Below are 18,856 nucleotides of genomic sequence, written 5' to 3' on the forward strand. Positions count from 1 at the left end.
CCACCCCTGATGCGAGCGTCCCCCGATGAAGAAGGAAATCGAAGGCCTGTTGGAGAACAACCGCGCCTGGGCCGAGCAGGTCTGCCGCGACGACCCGGAGTTCTTTGCCCGCCTCTCTCGGCAGCAGAACCCCGACTATCTGTGGATCGGCTGCTCCGACAGCCGCGTACCTGCCAACCAGATCATCTCGCTGCCGCCGGGCGAGGTCTTCGTTCACCGCAACGTGGCCAACCTGGTACACCACAACGACCTCAACGCCCTCTCGGTGCTGCAGTATGCCGTCGAGGTGCTGGGCGTTCGCCATATCATGGTGGTCGGCCACTACGGTTGCGGGGGGGTGCGGGCGGCGGTTGCCGGGGGCGACAACGGCATGGTGGACATCTGGCTGCACTCGGTGCGCGAGCTCTACAGCCGCCACCGCGACTCCCTCGCGTCGCTACCCCTGGACGAACAGGTGGATCGCATGTGCGAGCTCAACGTCGAGGCCCAGGTGATGAACCTGTGCCGCACAAAGATCATCCAGCACGCCTGGCAGCACGGCCAAGAGGTATCAGTGCACGGCTGGGTCTACGGACTGGCGGACGGCCGGGTCAAGGATCTGAACTGCAGCGTCTTCGGGCTCGACCAGATCGAGGCCCTCTATCGCATCGAGGGCCTCTCACCGACCGGCTAGTAGCGGTAGCGGCGGTGGCAACTGCGGCAGGTCAGGCTGAGATCGGACAGCTCGCGGGTCGCCAGGCGGTAGTCCTCCGCCTCGGCGGCATCGCGCAGGGCCGACACCCGCTCCTCCAGGGCCGCGAAGCCGGCCTCGAACTCCTCCCACTCCTCCCAGATGCGCGCGCGGGCCTCGGAGCCGCGCCCGTGGCTGCCTTCGATGAAGGCGGGCAGCAGATGCGCCCCGCTGGCAAGCTCGGCCAGCTCCTCCAGTCGCGGCGCCGCGCCCTGGGCGTCGCGATTGTTGACCAGATCGAAGCGCAGCTGGCGCACCAACCGCTCGATCCCCTTGAGCTCCTCGCGGCGCCAGGTGACGGCGTGGCGAGGGTCCTCGAAGAGCGGGCCCTCGTCGGCGGGCGTCTCGGCCTGAAGCGGGCCGGCTACTCCCAGAGCCAGTCCCAGGGCCATTCCCGGCGCCAAGACGGCCATCAGCGATTTTCGCAGCATCAACTTCTTTCCCCCATGATCGACGCTGCGCATCATGCCAGCCGAACCGGCCTCTGTCTGCCCTGCCCAGTGACCGGACGGAAGGCTACACTGCATCAGAAATGCGTCAGGCAAGCGTCTCGGCACACCCACCCTGCAAGGATATTTCAGGCCCCATGACGGACTCTGAACGCCAGCAGCACGCCCACCTGGACGGCCTGGCCCAGGCCTACGCCGAGGTGTTGGCGGCCCATGACATCGACGGCGTGCTGCTCTACAGCGGCCGGCCGGCCGGTCATTTCGGCGACGACCAGCACGCCAGCTTCGCCGCCTACGGGCACTTCGTGCACTGGACCGGCCAAGCGCAGCTGGCTCACAGCTGGCTGCTGGTGCGCCCTGGTAAGCCGCCGACGCTTACCCTGCATGCCCCGGCGGACTTCTGGCACCTGCCCGCCCGCCTGCCCGAGGAGCCTTGGATCGAGCGCTTCCGGGTCGAGGCCCGCGAGTCCACCGAGCCCCCTGTCCTGCCATCCGGGCGCTTCGCGGTACTAGGAGACGTAACTGACGACATGGCGCGGGCGCTGGTCGCCGAGGCCAATCCGCCTGGCCTGCTTGCCGCCCTGGACGAGCTGAGGGTACGCAAGAGCGACTACGAGGTGAGCTGCCTGCGTGAGGCCAACCACCGCGCCATGGCCGGTCACCGGGCGGCGCGTGAGGCGTTCGAGCATGGCGGCGCGGAGCTCGACATTCAGCTGGCCTACCTGAGCGGTGCCCGCCAGCGCGAGAGCGAGCTCCCCTACCCCAACATCGTGGGGCTCAACGCCCACGGCGGCGTGCTCCACTATCAGCACTACGACAAGGCGCCCCCGACGGCGCGGCGAAGCCTGCTGCTGGATGGCGGCAGGCGCTACCGCGGCTACTGCGCCGATATCACCCGCACCTGGGCGGGAGGCGATGCCGACCCCGAGTTCGCGCCGCTGATCGAGGGTGCCACCGCACTGCAGCGGCGGCTGATCGCTGCGCTCGCCCCCGGCGTGGACTATGTGGCCCTGCACCGGCGCATGCACGAGGGCCTCGCGGCGCTGCTGGTGGAGCAGCAACTGGTGACCGCCTCCCCTGAGGCGGTGCTGGCCAGCGGACTGACCCGCGCCTTCTGCCCCCATGGGCTCGGCCATCTGCTCGGCGTGCAGGTTCACGATGTGGCCGGCCGCGTGAACGCCGCCGGACACCCGCTGCCGCCGCCCGCCGAGCACCCGGCGCTGCGCCTGACCCGGGAACTGGAGGCCGGCATGGTGGTCACCATGGAGCCGGGGTTCTATTTCATCCCCATGCTGCTCGAGGCCCATCGCCATCGCCCCGAGGTGAACTGGGGGCGGGTGGAGCGCCTGGCCGACCACGGTGGCATCCGCATCGAGGACAACGTGCTGGTGACCGCCGACGGCCCCGTCAACCTCACCCCACAGGAGCCCTGAGTCCGCCATGATCGGTCAGCTGCATTGCGCCGACTTCGTCCCCCCAGCCGGGCTGGCCAACCGCCACCTCCAGACGCTGCTGCCTCGTCTACTGCCGCGTCGCCGCCTGCCCCACCGCTGGGAGACGATGACGCTGCCGGACGGTGACTTCGTGGAGCTAACCTGGGTGGCGCCGGGTCCCGAGAATGCCGCCGCGCCGCTGTTCATCCTCTTCCACGGCCTGGAGGGCTCCTTCGACTCCCCCTATGCCCGGGAGCTGCTGGCCGCGGCCGACGCCCTGGGCTGGCGGGCGGTGCTGATGCACTTTCGCGGTTGCGGCCGCCTGCCCAACCGCCTGCCCCGGGCCTACCACAGCGGCGACACCGCCGACGCCTACTGGCTGATCGGCCAACTGGCCCAGCGCTATCCCCGGGCGCTCAAGGTGGCCGCGGGGGTCTCGCTGGGCGCCAACATGCTGGTCAAGCTGGTGGCCGAACAGGGCGGCGATGGCCTCGACCTGGCGGGCGCCATCGCCATCAGCGCCCCGCTGGATCTCGCCGCCAGCGCCGATTGCCTGCAGCAGGGCTTCACGCGGGTCTACCAGCGGCACCTGCTCTCCTCGCTCAAGGCCAAGGTGGCTCGACGGCTGGCAGACTTCCCGCTGGATCTCGACGCCGAGGGGCTGGGGCGGCTGCGCACCCTGCGCGACTATGACGACGTTGTCACTGCGCCGCTGCACGGTTTTCTCGATGCGGAGGACTACTACCGCCGCGCCTCCGCAGGGCGCTGGCTGGGCGAGCTCGAGCTGCCCACCCTGATCCTCCACGCTGAGGACGACCCCTTCATGCCGCCGGACCTGTTCGACCGGCTGCCGCCGCCCGGCGAATCGGTACGGGTCGAGCTTGCCCGTCACGGTGGGCACGTGGGCTTCATGGAGTGGCGTGACGGCCGGCTGCGCTCCTGGCTGGCGCGCCGGGTGAGCCGCCAGCTCGAGGACTGGGCGCCGAGCTTCGCCGGTAGGCCCCGTCGCCTGCCCGTCGAGAGCGAGCCGCCGGGGCGCTGACGCCGGCGCGAGTTTCCCGCGTCAGCCTTTCAGCCGGTCAGCGAAGCGCTGGGCCAGCTTATGGCGCTTGGGGGGGATCACGAACTGGCAGTAGGCGTTGCCGGGGTTCTTCGTGAAGTAGTCCTGGTGGTAGGCCTCCGCGGGATGGAAGGTCGCCAGGGGCACCACCTCGGTGACGATGGGGGCCGAATAGTCCCTCGCCAGCTCGGCGATCATCTCTCGCGCCTGCTGCGCCTGGGCCTCATCCAGGGTGAAGATCGCCGAGCGGTACTGGGTGCCCACGTCGTTGCCCTGTCGGTTGAGCGTGGTGGGGTCGTGCAGGGAGAAGAAGATCGTCAGCAGGTCGCGAAAGCCGATCACCGCCGGGTCATAGGTCAGCTCCACGACCTCGGCGTGGCCGGTGGTGCCTCGGCAGACCGCCTCGTAGCTCGGCGCCGGGTCCTGTCCCCCGGCATAGCCGCACACCACCTGTTCCACACCCTCCACCAGGCGATAGCTGGCGTCCAGGCACCAGAAGCAGCCGCCGCCCAGTACACAGGTTTCTGTCGCCATGTTGCGTTCCCTCCACGGGTTGATGTCAATCACTCGGTGATCCTCGGCGGCTTGCCGGGACGACTGAAGGCGTAGACCAGATCCACTGCCTGGGCCGCCCCGGAGACCGCCTGCAGATAGAGGTTGCGCCACAGGGTATAGCGCAGCGTCAGCTCGGCGATGGGCGAGAAGACGCCAACACCGTAGCTGATGCGCAGGTCATCGGTCAGCTGACCGCTCACCACCACCTGGCTCTCGTCGCCGGTGCCGGCGGTTTCCAGGCCCAGGTCGGAGATGCCGAAGGCCTCGCCGATGGCGCCCACGGCACCGCCGGTCTGCCCCAGGGTCAGGCCGATCAGGGCCTGCGTCAGGGCCCCGTCGGTATCGCTGTCGTCCGGGGCGCGGCCGCGCAGCAGGTAGGAGAGCGCCCGCACCTCGTCCATGGCCGGTTCGGAGAAGACCCTCAGCTGAGGCTCGGCAGCGGTGCCGGTGACGCGCAGGCCGGCGATCACGCCGTCCTGGGTGACGTTGGGGTTGCGCACCGCCTCGAAGTTGAGCAGCGGCTGGTCCGGCGGGCCGCTAAAAAGCAGCTGCCCCTCGCGAATCAGCAGGTCCTGGCCGTAGGCCCGGAAGCGGCCATCCACCAGGTTGACGTCGCCGAACAGCTGCACCGGCCCGCTCCGCTGGCGCACCTCCAGGGTGCCGGAAAGTCCGGCTTCCAGACCGTAGGCGGCCAGCTGCATGTCGGGCCCCAGGCGCAGCCCGATCTGCACATCCACCACCATGCCGGCCTGGGCCAGGGCCTGGGCGGCATTCGCGCCGGTCTCGCCGTCGGCCATCTCGGCGGCACGTTCGGCCTGGCGCTGAGCGCGCTCCTCATCCCGGCGGGTGATGATGATCTCATCCGGGCTCGGTGCCACGGCGGAGGGTGGCAGCTCGCCCACCTCCAGGCGGGCCCAGGGCACCCTCACCTCGCCGCGAACCTGCAGCAGCGTCGGTGTCACCAGCACGGTCATGTCCGGTGCCAGGCGCAGGCGACCGAAGGCCGGCAGGACCGCCAGCAGCGGCTGGTCGCGGCCATCCAGGGCGATGCTGATACGCCAGTCGTCGGCGCTGGGCCAGGCCGCATCACCGCGAATGGCCAGGCGGCCCTCCTCGGCGGCGATGAAGCCGTCGATGCGGCCCTGGTCGCCGGCCAGCTCGATCGCCAGCTCGCCGTCGCGGACCTCTACCGGGATGTCGGCGCCGCGCAGGCGCAGTTCGGTCAGGGCGATGCGACCATTGAGCGCAGGCGTCTGGCTCGTGCCGGTGATGGCGACCTGGCCGTCGAGGCGGCCCTCCAGGGTCTCCATGCCCGCTACCAGGCTTCGATAGCGGTCCAGGCGCAGGTCGTTCAGGGTCAGGCTTCCATCGAGGCGGCCGCCGCCCACCGGGTCGTCGATGACCAGTTCGAGGCCCAAGCGCCCGGCTTCGGCCAGGGTCAGGTCGAGGTCGACATCGGCCCGGGCCGGGGTGGCGGAGACCCGGGCGGAGAGGCGAGAGGCCGGCAGCGACCAGGGCTGACCGTAGGCGTCGAGCCCTTCGAGGGCCAGGTTGCTGGTCAGGCGCAGGTCGGCCTCCCAGACGCTGCCGCCCTGGCGCCATTCGGCCACCAGGTCGAGCTCGCTGTCGCCCTCCAGGGTCCACTCCTCCGGCACCCACTCCTCGAGCAGCGACATGGGCAGCTCGCGCAGGGTCAGGGCGGCGCGTCCGCTATCTGCAGAAGCCTGAAGCGCCTCGCTCAGGCAAAGCTCGCCGCCCTGCTCGCGGCGCAGGCAGAAGGGCTGAACGGCGACGCTGCCGGCGGGCAGGTTGGCCTCGAATGCCAGCGGCTGGGCCAGGCGGATATCGCCGAACTCGGTGTCGACCTCCAGCGGCAAAAACTCGCCACGGTAGCGCTCCCGGGTGCCATCCAGGCCACCCTCCAGGGTCAGCGCCGCCCGGGAAAGCGGCATGCCGCTCTCGGCCTGGGCCGCCAGGGTGAGACGGTGAGCAGATAAGAGACCCTCGAGCCCCAGGGTGATCTCGCTGAAGCCCTGGCCGGCGGCGTTGAGACGCTCGAGCTCCAGGCTTACGTCCAGGGCGGGGTCCTCGATGCCGCTGACATTGGCGCTCAGGCGCAGCGCTGCCACCCGGTTGTCGGCGAAGGCCAGGTCGCCGCCGCTGAGCTCGAGGTCGAGCTGCGGGGCCTCCAGACTGCCGCCGGCGTTGAAGCGACCGGCCAGGCTGCCGCTGAGGTCCTCGTGAAGGCTCGACAGGGCCGGCATGTCCAACTCGCCGGCGAGATCGATGACGGCCTCGCTGACCTGCCCCGCCGCGTTGAGGCGGTTCTCTCCCTGACGGAAGTCGAGGGTCTCGATCTCCCAGCGCATGTCGCTGTCGCCCGCCAGGCGGGCATTCAGGGAGAGGGGCAGGTCCTGCAGCACGCCGGCGATGGCGAGGGTCGGGATGTCCAGGTGCCAGCCCTCCTCGGTCTGGGTGAAGCGCGCCTCGATGTCGCCATCCAGGCGCCCGTCGAGGCCTTCCACGAACCGCCCGGGTTCGAACCGATCCAGACGCGCCACCGCCTCCACCGCCAAGGCCTCGGCCCAGTCGATGCGGCCGCGGGTTACCAGGGAGCCGCCGGCCAGGCTCACTGCGAGCGGGGTCCAGGCGAAGTGCTCGAGATCGCCGCTGCCAGCCAGGGCCAGGCGGGTGAAGGGCACATCGGGCCCCTCCACCATCAGCGAGGCGGCCAGTCGATAGTCGGTCAGTCGGCCCTCGGCGCGCAGACTCAGCGCCTCCACCAGCCAGGGCTCAGGCGGATCCTCGTCGTCGTCGGGGATGGCGCCAGGCAGCGGCCACTGCAGCAGGTCGCTGGTCATCAACGCGCTGAAGGGCAGCGTCGGCTCGAGGGCATCAAGGCGGGCGTCCAGAGCGGCGTTGACCGGTCCGTCGAGTTCGAGCCGGACCAGCAGGTCGTCCAGGCTGCCATCCAGGGCCAGATCGATGCGCTGGCCGGCGAGTTCGGGGAGCTGGTCCGGCAACCACAGAGCGCTCTGCAGCCGCGCCTGGAGCGGATAGCCGTCGCGCAGCGAGACCCGTGCCTGGAGCCGGGCATCGGCATCGCGGCTGCTCACCTCCAGCGGATGGAGCTCCACGTCGTGTCCGCGGGCGGAGAGCGTCAGCGCCAGGCGCTCGATCTGGTACTCCACGGCGCCTTCCAGGGCGGTGTCCTCCACCAGCAGCTCCGGCACCTCCAGGCGCAGCGGCAGGCGGATCTCGGGCAGTTCGTGGCGGGGCTGCTCCGTCAGCGGCGAGGCAGCGAGCCCCTCGAGTTCGGCGGCCACCTCGGCGGGCAGCGGCGAATGCACGGCGATGGCGGCATCGATGGCCGCGCCGGAGATCCGTGGGCCCTCATGCTCGGCCTCGCTCAGAGCGAGCTGCGCCCCCGCCGAGAGGGGCAGCAGCAGCCGGGTTCCGATCAGGCGCGTGGGCAGCAGGGTAATGCTGTCCGCTTCGGCCAGGGCGCCGCTGGTGAAGCTGTCCCAACGTAGCCGGGTGCCGTCGGCCAGCACCACTTCCACGTCGTTGAGCACCAGGGCGCGCAATTCGACCGGGAATGGCAGGCGGATCTCGTCCGGCGGTCCGCCGGGGTCATCCGGCTCCTCGTCGCTCTCCTCCCCCGCCCCGATCCGGATACGGGCGCCTTCCACGGCCAGGGTGTCGAGACACAGTCGACCCTTCAGCAGGCAATCATCGCCCCAGGCAAGCTCGAGGCGCTGCAGTGCCACCCGGGCCGGGCCCGCCTCGAACTTGAGGTCGTGCAGCACCAGGCGATCCAAGGGCGCGCCCTCGTGGGACGCCAGGGTGTAGAAGCCCTGACGGGCGCCGGTGTCGAGCAGAAGACCCGTGCCCCAGGGCGACAGCGCCACGCCCAGGGCGAGGATGACCAGCCCCAGCAGGGTGATGGGCAGCACGATCAGCAGCCGTAACAGGGCCCAGAGCAGGCTCAGAACTCGGGACCGATGGCGAAGTGGATGCGCCACGCATTGTCCTCGTCGTCGAAGGGGTGAGCGATGTCGAAACGGATCGGGCCCACCGGGGAGATCCAGCGGACGCCGAGACCGGCACCGGTGTTCAGGTCATCGGGGCCCCAGGATTCGAAGGCATCGCCGGTATCGATGAAGGCCGCGCCCCACCAGTCGCCGGTCACTCGGCGCTGCAGTTCGGCGCTGGCGGTCAGCAGCTGCTGGCCGCCGGTCAGCTTCCCTTCCTCGTTGCGTGGCGAGAGGCTCTCGTAGGCATAGCCGCGAACGCTGCGATCGCCGCCGGTGAAGAAGCGCAGCGACGGGGGAATCTTGTTGAAGTCATCGGTCTCCATGGCGCCGAAACCCATACCGGTCACCAGGCGGGTGTCATCGCCGAACATGCGGATCCACTGGGTCTCGCCGGTCATGCGCAGGAAATCGGCCTGGGAGCCCCACATGCCGTCGGAGACCTCGAAGGCGATGCGTTGGCGGTCTCCCCAGGTGGGAAAGGTGGGATTGCGGGTGCGGGTGCGCGACCAGCTGATACCGGGATAGAGGATCACCACCTGCTCGTCGTCGCCCGCCTGGGTGAAGTCCTCGAAGGTGCTACGCACGTAGATCGTCTGCACCCATCGATTCTCGAACTCCCAGCGTCGCGCCCCCTCCAGGGTTGCTTCAAGCGCGCGGGTGTCCTGATTGTCGCGATGGCGAAAGCCGTACTGGAAGCGGTAGCTGTCGCGCAGCGGGTCATCCAGGGGCATGTTGTAGACGCCGGCGAAGCGCTGCTCCGGTGCGGAGATGAAAAGGTCATGGTCCAGGCCGTGGCCATAGCGATTGATCCACGGCTGGTCCCAAGAGAAGCGCAGGCGCGGCCCCACGTCGGTGGCATAGCCCACCCCGACCTCGAACTGGTGACGGTCGGCCGGCGTGAGGGTGACGTCGATGGGCACCTCGGGGGGGCCGCGCCGCACCAATGACACGGCGGCATAAACCGCCGCCATCTCAAGACTGGGCGCATCGTGTTCCGCGGACTCGACATCGAGCTCGGTCAACCAGCCGTTGACGTCTGCGGGGGCCGCGTCGCGAATCAGCGCCTCGCCCTCCATCAGTCGTGGGCGCACGCTGATGGAACCAAACCAGCGGGTCTGGCCGAGGCGCTGGTTGTAGCGGGCCAGTTCGCCGGCCAGGTAGGGGTCGCCGGGGGCGAAGGTGAGCAGGTTGCGTAGGCGGGCGGGCTCGATATGGCTGCCGCTCAGGGTCACGTCACCGAAGCGATAGCGGGGGCCACTGTCCAGGGCGAGATAGAGACGTGCGCTCTCGGCGAAGGGGCGCACCTCCATGCGACGGTCGGTGAAGCGCCAGTCGAAGTAGCCCCGCTCCAGAGACAGGTTGGCCAGTCGTGCCCGCAATCGATCATAGGGGGCATGCACCAGGGGATCGCCCTCGTCCAGGGGAAAGGCGTCGATGGCCTCCTGGAAGGGCGGGTCCTGGCGGGCTTCGCCTGCCAGGCGAAAGGAGAGGCTCTCGATGGTGACGCGGGGGCCGGGGTCGATCACCAGCTCGATGTGACGTGGCGGGTTGCGCTCATCCAGGCGCAGCTGGATGTCGGGTTCGTAGTAGCCGTAAACCCGCATCGCCTCCCGGGTGCGTCGCTGGGCCTCGCCCTCCACCCGGACGCGGCTGAACTGCTCGGGGTCCAGCCCATCCAGGTAGTGGCGGATGTTGTCGGCCACGTTGCCGTCGATGCCGTCGATGCGCACATCCAGGGCAAGGGCCCAGCCCGGCATAAGGGTCAGGGCGGCTATCAGAGTCGCGGTTCCCAGGCGTATTCCCACATGATTCTCCATCTCTCGACGCCTTCGTCCCGCGCGACTCGTGTGCCTGCCCCGCCGGCTGGCCCGCATCAGGGACGCAGAGCCTCGAGGCGCGCACTGAATGCTAGTTGGGTCCGTCTCAGCTCGCCGATCTCCATCTCCAGCGCGGCCAGGCGCGCCGCCAGGGCATCGTCATCTCTGCGCTCATCATCCCCTGCCTCGGCCAGGGCTTCAACCTCTGCCCCCAGAGCGGTCAGGCGTTCTTCCAGGGTCTGCCGTTCGCGCTCGGCGCCCGCCTCCGATTCGTCGAGGCGGTCGGCCAGGGCCTGTTGATCTGACGCCAGGCGCTCCAGGGCCTCGTCCTGGCCGGTCTCGGCGGCCAGGACGGCGAAGCGCTCGTCGAGCGCCGCCAGACGGCGACTCTCCCGCGCCTGTGCTTCGAGCAGATCGTCCAGCTGCCCCTGATGGGTCGCCAGGGTATCGCCGATGGCCGCCCGTCCCTCGGCGCCGGCACGCTCCAGGGCATCCAGGGAGACCTGGGTCGCCGCCAGCATCGCTTCGCGGGTGGCGGCGGCCTCGGCGACACGCACCAGACGCTGCTGGAGGGCCTCCAGGCGCGCCTCCTGGGCCTCCAGTCCCGCGACAAAGTCCTCCTCGAGCACCGCCAGCAGGCCATCATGGGCCTCATCGCGGCGCGCCTGAGCGGTCAGGCGCGCCTCGATATCGGACAGCGCATCGCCCTCGCCGAGGGCGGCATCGAAGCGCGCGTGAACGTTGGACAGCTCCCCTGAGAGACGAGATAGATCGGCGTTGAACCGCGCTCGCTCCTCCCAGGCCAGATAGCCTACCCCGCCCCCGGCGGCGATCAGGCCAAGCACCAGCAGCCACAGAGGCCACACCCTCGGTGGGGGCGGCCCGCGCCGGCGCTGGGACGCCAGGCTGGCCTCGGGGTCGGGCACGATGGCAGCGGCATGGCGGCGGTCATCATGGCGATCAGCCATGGTCAACTCCTTCTCTGGCGGTGGTCGGGGAGCACAATTGGCGCTCCCTGCGACGGGTGCTATGATGCCGCGGCACCCTGTACAGCGTCGTCGTAGTGTAAGGTTTTTTTGCCCCACGGCGCACGGGGTCCGGCCAACGGAGCGGCCCCCTTGAAGTCCAGGCAAGTCAAACCCACCATGGATGAACGCTGTGACACACTGTAAGACCGAGGAGAACCTGAATGGCATTTGAACTGCCCGCCCTGCCGTACGACAAGAATGCACTCGAGCCGCACATCTCCGCAGAGACCCTCGAGTACCACTACGGCAAGCACCACCAGGCCTACGTGAACAAGCTCAACGAGCTGATCGAAGGCACCGCGGATGCCAGCAAGTCTCTGGAAGAGATCATCAAGTCCTCCTCCGGCGGCCTGTTCAACCAGGCGGCCCAGGTGTGGAACCACACCTTTTACTGGCACTGCCTGGCGCCCAACGGCGGCGGCGAGCCCAGCGGTCCCCTGGCCGAGGCCATCAACGCCAAGTTCGGCTCCTTCGACACGTTCAAGGAGACCTTCAACGCCAACGCCGTGGCCAACTTCGGCTCCGGCTGGACCTGGCTGATCAAGACCGATGACGGCGGTGTCGACATCGTCAACACCAGCAACGCCGATACCCCGCTCGCTCACGGCCAGACCCCGCTGATGACCATCGATGTGTGGGAACATGCCTACTACATCGACTATCGCAACGCGCGCCCCAAGTACCTGGAGAGCGTGTGGAATGTTCTGAACTGGGACTTTGTCGCCCAGAACTTCGCCGGCTGATCGGCGAGCACGTCCAGCGTCAGTGACGCCCTGCAACGACGAGCGGCCCCGCCATTGGCGGGGCCGCTCGCGTATGCCGGCAGCGTCCTGGACGCCTTCAGGGATCCGCGCGGCGCCCGATCCCCCGGTAGTGCAGCCCCTGGGCCGCGACCCAGCCGGGATCGAAGATGTTGCGGCCGTCCAGCAGCAGGCCCTCGCCCAGCAGGCTGGCGATCCGTTCCCAGTCGGGGTTCCAGTAGGCCTTCCATTCGGTCACCAGCATCAGCGCGCAGGCCCCCTCGCAGGCGACGTGGGGATCGCCATCGAACACCTCCAGCAGCGGTTGCTCGCCCACCTCGTCCAGCAGCGCCGGAATCGCCGCTGGATCGTGGAGGCGCACCTTCACCCCCTCGGCCCAGAGGGCGCGCAACAGGCGCAGGACCGGGGCGTGATCGATGCGCGCGGTGCCGGGCTTGAAGGCCGCGCCCCAGATGGCCACGGTGCGCCCCTCCAACCGCCCGTGAAAGTGGGCCCACAGCTTGCGAAACAGCGTCTCCTTCTTGTGCTCGTTGATGTCGAGCACCTGCTCGAGCAGCGCCGAACGGCGCCCGCTGGCGGACTGGACATCGGCCAGGCGCATCAGATCGCGAGAGAAATTGGGGCCACCGAAGCCGCAGCCGGGGTAGAGGTACTCGTAGCCGATGCGCGAATCGGCGCCCATGCCCTGGCGCACATACTCCACGTCGACCTCCAGGCTGTCGGCCAGGCCAGCCATCTCGTTCATGTAGCTGATGCGGGTGGCCAGCATGCCGTTGATGGCCAGCTTGGTGAGCTCGGCGGCGCGGCGCGGCATGCGTTGGATCACCTCGCTGCGGCGGTTGAAGGGTCGCAGCAGCTCCCGCATCCGCGCCTCGGCGCTGGCATCGTCGCTGCCGAGCAGCCAGCGCGCCGGCCGCGTAAAAATGTCCCAGGCGCGCCCCTCTTCCAGCAGATCCGGCAGGGACACCGTCCGGCCACCGCCGCCAAGCTGGGCCTCCAGGCGCTCGGTCTCGCCCACCGGGAAGGTGGAGTTGTTGACCACCAGCAGCTCACCCGCGTCGGTGCAGAGCGCCGCCAGCAGCTCGCCCAGGTCGCTGCGCTGACCGGGCGAGACGGCCAGCCAGACCACCTCCTGATCACCCGGGCATGCCGCGTCGAGTCCGTCGACGATCCGCAGGCTTCCGCCGTCTCGCGACTCGTCAAGCTGGGCCAGCAGACGAGGTTCGCGCCGCAGCCAATCGGCGTGCTCGAGCTGGGCCCAGGGGGTGTCGGGGTGGGTGAGCCAGGTGACACGGTGACCCACCGAGGAGAGCGCAGCGGCGGCGGTGGCCGCGGCCAGTTCACTGCCGTGAATCAGTACACGCATGGGGTCAGACCTCGCCGGCGTAGCGGGTGAGCAATTCGCGGAAGCCTTCGCCGTAGCGAGCATGGCGTCGCCCGTAGGCGAGGATCGCCTCGAGGTAGCCGAGCTGATGGCCGCAGTCGTAGGTCTTGCCGCGCATGCGGAAGGCGTCGACGCCCTCGCGCAGCCTGAGGGTCTCGATGGCGTCGGTGAGCTGGATCTCGCCGCCGGCGCCGGGAAGCGTCTCGGCCAGCAGCTTGAAGATGCTGCCCGGCAGCGCGTAGCGACCGATCACCGCGAGGTTGGAGGGTGCGACCTCTACCGCCGGTTTCTCCACCACGCCATCCAGCGGGCGAGACTCGCCGGGGGCGGGCATCTGGTCGCCGGTATCGACGATGCCGTACTTGTAGGTCTGCTCCCGCGGTACCTCTTCCACCATCAGCTGGGCGCGGCCGCTGGCATCGAAGGCATCGAGCATGCAGCCCAGGTCGTTGCGCGCGAGGCCCTCGCCGTCCACCAGCACGTCGGGCAGCAGCACCGCGAAGGGCTCGTGGTCGCCCAGCACAGGACGGGCGCAGAGCACGGCGTGGCCGAGCCCCAGGGGTTCGGGCTGGCGCACGCTGATGATATTGACGTCATCGGGCACGATGCTGCGCAGCTCGGCGAGTAGTTCGTGCTTTCCCTTGGCCTCCAGGCTCGCCTCCAGCTCGAAGTGCTTGTCGAAGTGGTTCTCGATGGCCGACTTGCTGCCGTGAGTGACCAGCACGATGTCGCGAATGCCAGCGGCCACCGCCTCCGCCACCACGTACTGGATCACCGGGCGGTCGACGATGGTGATCATTTCCTTGGGAATCGCCTTGGTGGCCGGCAGGCAGCGGGTGCCGAAGCCGGCGACGGGGAGCACGGCCTTCTTGATCATGGTGAAATCCTTGTCCATAGGTCATCGTCAGTGGATGTCGGCGCGGGAGGGGCAGGCGCTGTGGTCGGCCCACCCTTCCGCGTCGGATAACTCCCGGTCCCTGCCATGGGAATGCGGCCTCGAGAGCGGGTAGAATACCCCTCATGATACCGGACGAGCTTCGACCTGCCACTGTGTCGACTCGGCAACATCTCAAGTTCAATAAAGCATCTTGATGTCAGAACGGAGAGCTCAGATGGGCGCAACGCAAACGCAGGCGTGCAACGTGGATCCCGGCGAGATCGCCAAGTTCGAGGCCCTGGCCAGCCGCTGGTGGGACCCGGAGAGCGAGTTCAAGCCGCTCCATGAGATCAACCCGCTGCGCCTGGACTTCATCGATGCCCGTGCTGGCCTCGCCGGCAAGCGGGTGGTGGATGTGGGCTGCGGCGGCGGCCTGCTGGCCGAGGCCATGGCGCACCGCGGTGCACGGGTTACCGGCATCGACCTGGGCGAGGCCCCCCTGGCGGTGGCCAGGCTGCACGCCGATGAGAGCGGTGTCGAGGTCAACTACCGCCGGATCAGCGTGGAAGCGCTGGCCGACGAGATGCCCGGCGAGTTCGATGTGGTGACTTGCCTGGAGATGCTCGAGCACGTGCCCAACCCCGCCTCGGTGGTGCACGCCTGCGCCGCGCTGGTCAAGCCCGGCGGCCAGCTGTTCTTCTCTACCCTCAACCGCAACCCCAAGGCCTATGCCCTGGCGATCCTCGGTGCCGAATACGTGCTGGGCCTGCTGCCCCGCGGCACCCACGACTACCAGAAGTTCATCCGTCCGGCGGAGTTGGCCGGCTGGTGCCGCGCGGCGGGCATCGAGGTGCAGGAGCAGAGCGGCCTGGTCTACAACCCGCTGACGCGTCGCTACCGCCTGCATCCCACCGACGTGTCGGTGAACTACCTGATGCACTGTCGTCGGGAGGTCGAGTGAGCGCCCTCACGCGACCCGCGGCCCTGCTCTTCGACCTTGACGGCACCCTGGTGGACACCGCACCGGATCTGGCTCGGGCCACCAACGCCCTGCGCGCCCACCACGGGCTTGCCCCCCTGCCCTATGGGGTGATTCGCGCCCAGGTCTCCAACGGCGGCAGCGCCCTGGTGACCCTGGCACTGGGCCTGGCGAAGGAGGCGGCGGGCCACGACCCGGCGCGCACCTTCCTGCTGGCCGCCTACGGCGAGGCGGTGGCCGACGAGAGCCGCGTTTTCCCTCCACTGTCGCCGCTGCTGGCCGCCTGGGAGGCCGCTGGTCTGCCCTGGGGCATCGTCACCAACAAGCCACGGGGCTTTGCCGAGCCGCTGATCGACGCCCTGGCCCTGACGCCGGGGGCGCTGCTATGCGCCGATGACCTGCCGGTGAAGAAGCCCGATCCAGCCCCGCTGCTGGAGGCGGCCCGCCGCCTGGGGGTGGCGCCGCACGCCTGCTGGTACCTGGGCGACCACCTGCGCGACATGCAGGCCGCCCGCGCCGCCGGCATGGCGGCGGTGGCGGTGGGCTGGGGCTACGTGGAGGAAGGCGACGACTATCACCTATGGCCCGCCGATCTCTGGTTCGAGACCGGCGAGGCCCTGGCAGCGGCCATCGCCTCGACTGAGATGCCTCCCACCCGCTGATCAGGAATTTGATCTAGTCGTCCCTCCCCCCACCCAGGATACTGGACGCCATGGCAGCCGCCCGTTACGGTCGACGTCATGCGCCCTGGCGGAGGGGCCACACGATGAAGCGCTGTCCGCACTGCGCGAGCTATGGCATCTACAGAAACAAACGAACTCTCTGGCGTCGCCTGATCAAGCGTCCCCCAACCTATATCTGCATCGACTGCGGGGCCAACGTTACCCGAGAGCAGTTCCTCGACCCGACATCCCACCAAGCTCCAGAACGGCACCAGCCCGATAGCGTTTCGCAGCCGCTCGAGGCGCTGAGGCAATGGGGGCTGGCCGTCGGCCGCCTGTCAAGCCGGCTCGCAGGGCCCGTACGGTCGTCACGACGCTGGGGGCAGGGGGCGCTCAGGGGGCTTCAGGGGTTGCTGCAACGCGTCGGGGGGTTGCCCATCCGAGTCTGGGTGATCAAGCAGGTGGACGCCGACATTCTGCACCTCTGCGGCATCGGCACGCTCTATCATCCCCGTCAACGGCCCTGGGTCGCTCTGAACGCCCTGAAGCAGCACGGCTACCAGGGAGGCGTACGCATAGCAAGCACCGGCATCGTGCTCAACAGCCGTCTGTTTGCTGCCCTGGTTCCCCTCGATGCCATGACCCTAAAGGGTCCGTCGTTTGCCTGCTGGGAGGGGCGCTACTGGCGTATTTCCCGGGTGCCGCGGCGCAGCTGGGAGCACGAGGGGCGGCTGGTGGTGGACCCTGAGAGGAACGGCGACGTCGAGCGACTGATCAGTGGAGAAGACGTCTCGCAGATCCGTGACCATGTCGACCGGCAGAACGCTGACCCCGGGGTTGCCATCTTCCAGCCGGGCAGTGGTCGTGCCGGCAACAACCGGGGGGTGCAAGGATCGATTCCACGAGGACCGATTCGGGGGCGAGATTCATGACCGAGGCGGCTGGGCGTCGAACTGTTCCCCGTTATTCCCCTTGCTCTCCGGACCCATCAGCCACAGGTAGGTGGGCATGATCTCCTCGGGGGCTCGCAGGCTCTCCGGCAGCTCGCCCGGGTAGGCCTGCTTGCGCATCTGGGTGCGAGTGGCGCCAGGGTTCAGGCTGTTGGCCCGGACGTTACCCAGGTTCTCGAGCTCGTCGGCCAGCACCTCCATGAAGCCCTCGGTGGCGAACTTGGAGACCGCATAGGCCCCCCAGTAGGCGCGCCCGCGGCGGCCGACGCTCGAGGAGGTGAAGACCAACGAGGCGTCCTCCGAGGCCATCAGCAGCGGCAGCAGCGCCTGGGTCATCCACACCGGACCGTTGAGATTGACCTGCATCACCTGCTCCCACAGCTCCGGATTGTACTGCTCGAAGGGCGTGATGCGCCCTAGCAGTCCGGCGTTGTGAAGGATGCCATCGAGCCGACCAAACTCCCTTTCCAGGGTCTCGGCCATGTCGTGGTAGTCCTTGAGGGTGGCCCCCTCGAAGTTGAGCGGGAAGATTGCCGGCTGGGGGCCTCCCGCGGCCTCGATCGCGTCGTAGACCTTCTCCAGCTTGGCGATGGTGCGCCCCAGCAGGATCACCGTGGCCCCGTGACGGGCAAAGGCCAGGGCCGCGGCCCGACCGATACCGTCGCCGGCTCCGGTGACCAGGATGATGCGTCCCTGGAGCAGGTCGGCGGGCGCCTGGTAGTGGATCTTGCAGGTCGTCATGGGGTCTCCTTGGTGATCAGTTGGCGGACTGGCGCAGGAAGTCGTTGGCCAGCCCCGCCGCGGTGCTCTCCGGGTAGTCGTCGCGCACCCGCTCGAGCAGCTCGCGACTGGCCTGGGGATCGCCCTGGCGCGCCTTGAGCAGACCCAGCTTGTAGAGCGAGTCCGGCACCTTGTTGCTCTGGGGGAAGTCGTCGAGCACGGCGCGGAACTCACGTTCGGCGTCATCGAGGTTGCCCTCGGCGGTGTGGAGCTCACCCAGCCAGTAGTAGGCGTTCGCGGTCAGGCTGTTGTCGGGATGCTGGGCCACGAAGCGCTCGAAGGCGCCGATGGCCTCGCCGAACTCCCGGGCCTGGACCCGGGCGAAGGCCTGCTGATAGGCCTGCTGGGCCTCGGGACTGGCACCGCTGGGCGAAGGCGCCTGGGCCACCTGGCGAGCGGTCTCTTCATCGACCTGGGCGGTGGCATCTCCCCCCACGCCGACCGGCGCCGAGACGAGGCGATCCTCGAGGTCCAGGTACTGGTCGCGGGTCTGGCGACGCAGCTGCTCGAGCTGATGACGCAGCTCCTCGACCTGGCCGCGCAGCTGACGAATTTCCTCCTCGTGCTGCTGTACCTGATTGAAGATCACCAGCGTGCCGCCCGCCGCCTCGCGGGTTTCCGTCTGCTGATAGAAGGAGCGCGGCTGGGCGGTGAGGTCTTCGACCACCGGCTGCTGCGCGACTGCGGGAAGCCATACGGACAGCGGGAGCACCAGGGCTCCCGCGCCGCACAGTCCTTTCAGACCGTGTTTCATGCGTGTCTCCATCGACGCGGATGCCGCCGACTCAGTAGGCGAAGACGACCCGGCGGTTTTGGGCGTAGGTTTCCTCGTTCTGGCCGCGGGCGGCCGGACGCTCCTCGCCGTAGCTCACCACCTCGACCTGGGAGGGCGACACGCCCTGCACGGAGAGGAAGCGCTCCACGGAGCGGGCGCGACGCTCGCCCAGTGCCATGTTGTACTCGCGAGTGCCGCGCTCGTCGGTATGGCCCTGCAGGACCACGCGGGAGCCGCCATTCTCGCGCAGGTAGCGGGCGTGAGAGGCCAGCACCGGCTCGAACTCACTGCGGATTCGGTCGCTGTCGAACTCGAAGTAGATGGTGCGCTGCTGGGGGATGCGGCCGTCGGCCTCCTGGCCCGCGGCACCGCTGCCAAAGCCGGTGCCACCGACCTGGCTGCCGGAGACACCGCTGCCGGCCACGCCGGTGCCGGTGCCGTCGCCGCGAGTGCCGTCCATGGACCCGTCCTGGGTCCCGCCACCGCTGGAACAACCTGCCACGAAGGCCAGGGACAGAGCGACCGCCAGGGTCCTGGCGAAGGGCTTGAGTTGCATTGTGTTACTCCTTGCTGAATCGA

17 protein-coding genes are annotated in these 18,856 nt (G+C 68.9%); 7 read left to right on the top strand and 10 right to left on the bottom strand.

From position 1 onward, the window contains the following. Positions 1 to 25: 25 nt before the first annotated feature. A complete protein-coding gene (gene can, locus ACR80S_RS11610; RefSeq protein ID WP_435399701.1) occupies positions 26 to 673 on the top strand; it encodes a carbonate dehydratase in 648 nt (215 codons plus the stop codon). On the opposite strand, the gene ACR80S_RS11615 is transcribed toward can, so the two are convergent. Beyond that, the gene (locus tag ACR80S_RS11615) at positions 670 to 1,161 is read right to left on the bottom strand and encodes a cytochrome c (RefSeq protein ID WP_435403250.1); all 492 of its coding nucleotides are present in this window, start codon (positions 1,159 to 1,161) and stop codon (positions 670 to 672) included. The two genes, can and ACR80S_RS11615, sit on opposite strands and share 4 nt — an antisense overlap. 155 nt (positions 1,162 to 1,316) lie before the next feature. Between ACR80S_RS11615 and pepQ the strand changes: the two genes are divergently transcribed. Both pepQ and ACR80S_RS11625 read left to right on the top strand, forming a co-directional pair. Next, complete coding sequence (gene pepQ / locus ACR80S_RS11620) at positions 1,317 to 2,612, top strand: Xaa-Pro dipeptidase (protein WP_435403251.1); 1,296 nt, start codon at positions 1,317 to 1,319, stop codon at positions 2,610 to 2,612. A gap of 7 nt (positions 2,613 to 2,619) precedes the next feature. Then, a complete protein-coding gene (locus ACR80S_RS11625; RefSeq protein WP_435399698.1) occupies positions 2,620 to 3,654 on the top strand; it encodes a hydrolase in 1,035 nt (344 codons plus the stop codon). Between the two features lie 21 nt (positions 3,655 to 3,675). Here ACR80S_RS11625 and msrA read toward each other — a convergent pair whose 3' ends face one another. The 4 genes from msrA to ACR80S_RS11645 all read right to left on the bottom strand — a co-directional run bounded on the left by msrA (position 3,676) and on the right by ACR80S_RS11645 (position 11,049). Beyond that, positions 3,676 to 4,206 (bottom strand): peptide-methionine (S)-S-oxide reductase MsrA, encoded by a 531-nt coding sequence (gene msrA / locus ACR80S_RS11630; protein WP_435399697.1) that lies wholly within the window; start codon positions 4,204 to 4,206, stop codon positions 3,676 to 3,678. Between the two features lie 29 nt (positions 4,207 to 4,235). Next, on the bottom strand, positions 4,236 to 8,252 hold the full coding sequence (gene tamB / locus ACR80S_RS11635; RefSeq protein WP_435403252.1) for an autotransporter assembly complex protein TamB: 4,017 nt from the start codon (positions 8,250 to 8,252) through the stop codon (positions 4,236 to 4,238). Next, complete coding sequence (gene tamA, locus ACR80S_RS11640) at positions 8,216 to 10,069, bottom strand: autotransporter assembly complex protein TamA (protein WP_435403253.1); 1,854 nt, start codon at positions 10,067 to 10,069, stop codon at positions 8,216 to 8,218. The genes tamB and tamA overlap by 37 nt, the downstream gene beginning before the upstream one ends. A gap of 68 nt (positions 10,070 to 10,137) precedes the next feature. Further along, a complete protein-coding gene (locus ACR80S_RS11645; protein ID WP_435403254.1) occupies positions 10,138 to 11,049 on the bottom strand; it encodes a coiled-coil domain-containing protein in 912 nt (303 codons plus the stop codon). Between the two features lie 221 nt (positions 11,050 to 11,270). Here ACR80S_RS11645 and ACR80S_RS11650 point away from each other — a divergent pair, with 221 nt between their 5' ends. Continuing rightward, the gene (locus ACR80S_RS11650) at positions 11,271 to 11,852 is read left to right on the top strand and encodes a superoxide dismutase (RefSeq protein WP_435399693.1); all 582 of its coding nucleotides are present in this window, start codon (positions 11,271 to 11,273) and stop codon (positions 11,850 to 11,852) included. A gap of 97 nt (positions 11,853 to 11,949) precedes the next feature. Here the strand turns inward: ACR80S_RS11650 and ACR80S_RS11655 are convergent, their stop codons facing one another. Continuing rightward, positions 11,950 to 13,236 carry a UDP binding domain-containing protein gene (locus ACR80S_RS11655; protein WP_435403255.1) on the bottom strand — a complete coding sequence of 429 codons (1,287 nt, stop codon included), beginning with the start codon at positions 13,234 to 13,236 and terminating at the stop codon, positions 11,950 to 11,952. Between the two features lie 4 nt (positions 13,237 to 13,240). Beyond that, positions 13,241 to 14,131 (bottom strand): UTP--glucose-1-phosphate uridylyltransferase, encoded by an 891-nt coding sequence (locus tag ACR80S_RS11660; protein WP_435399691.1) that lies wholly within the window; start codon positions 14,129 to 14,131, stop codon positions 13,241 to 13,243. 235 nt (positions 14,132 to 14,366) lie between these two features. Here ACR80S_RS11660 and ubiG point away from each other — a divergent pair, with 235 nt between their 5' ends. The 3 genes from ubiG to ACR80S_RS11675 all read left to right on the top strand — a co-directional run bounded on the left by ubiG (position 14,367) and on the right by ACR80S_RS11675 (position 16,704). Then, complete coding sequence (ubiG, locus tag ACR80S_RS11665) at positions 14,367 to 15,092, top strand: bifunctional 2-polyprenyl-6-hydroxyphenol methylase/3-demethylubiquinol 3-O-methyltransferase UbiG (RefSeq protein ID WP_435399690.1); 726 nt, start codon at positions 14,367 to 14,369, stop codon at positions 15,090 to 15,092. After that, complete coding sequence (locus ACR80S_RS11670; RefSeq protein ID WP_435399689.1) at positions 15,089 to 15,772, top strand: HAD-IA family hydrolase; 684 nt, start codon at positions 15,089 to 15,091, stop codon at positions 15,770 to 15,772. Before ubiG ends, ACR80S_RS11670 begins: the two co-directional genes overlap by 4 nt. 431 nt (positions 15,773 to 16,203) lie before the next feature. Further along, positions 16,204 to 16,704 carry a hypothetical protein gene (locus ACR80S_RS11675; RefSeq protein ID WP_435399688.1) on the top strand — a complete coding sequence of 167 codons (501 nt, stop codon included), beginning with the start codon at positions 16,204 to 16,206 and terminating at the stop codon, positions 16,702 to 16,704. Here ACR80S_RS11675 and ACR80S_RS11680 read toward each other — a convergent pair. Genes ACR80S_RS11680 through pal form a run of 3 tightly spaced genes read right to left on the bottom strand, consistent with a single transcriptional unit; the run spans position 16,699 to position 18,833 of the window. Continuing rightward, positions 16,699 to 17,463, bottom strand: coding sequence for a YciK family oxidoreductase (locus ACR80S_RS11680; protein ID WP_435399687.1), 765 nt, complete (start codon positions 17,461 to 17,463; stop codon positions 16,699 to 16,701). The genes ACR80S_RS11675 and ACR80S_RS11680 overlap by 6 nt on opposite strands. Positions 17,464 to 17,479: 16 nt before the next feature. After that, a complete protein-coding gene (ybgF, locus tag ACR80S_RS11685; protein WP_435399686.1) occupies positions 17,480 to 18,256 on the bottom strand; it encodes a tol-pal system protein YbgF in 777 nt (258 codons plus the stop codon). 31 nt (positions 18,257 to 18,287) lie between these two features. Beyond that, complete coding sequence (gene pal, locus ACR80S_RS11690) at positions 18,288 to 18,833, bottom strand: peptidoglycan-associated lipoprotein Pal (RefSeq protein ID WP_435399685.1); 546 nt, start codon at positions 18,831 to 18,833, stop codon at positions 18,288 to 18,290. Between the last annotated feature and the right edge of the window lie 23 nt (positions 18,834 to 18,856).

This window comes from Halomonas salsilacus (assembly GCF_051216275.1).
In the GTDB taxonomy this organism is placed as follows: Bacteria; Pseudomonadota; Gammaproteobacteria; order Pseudomonadales; family Halomonadaceae; genus Halomonas.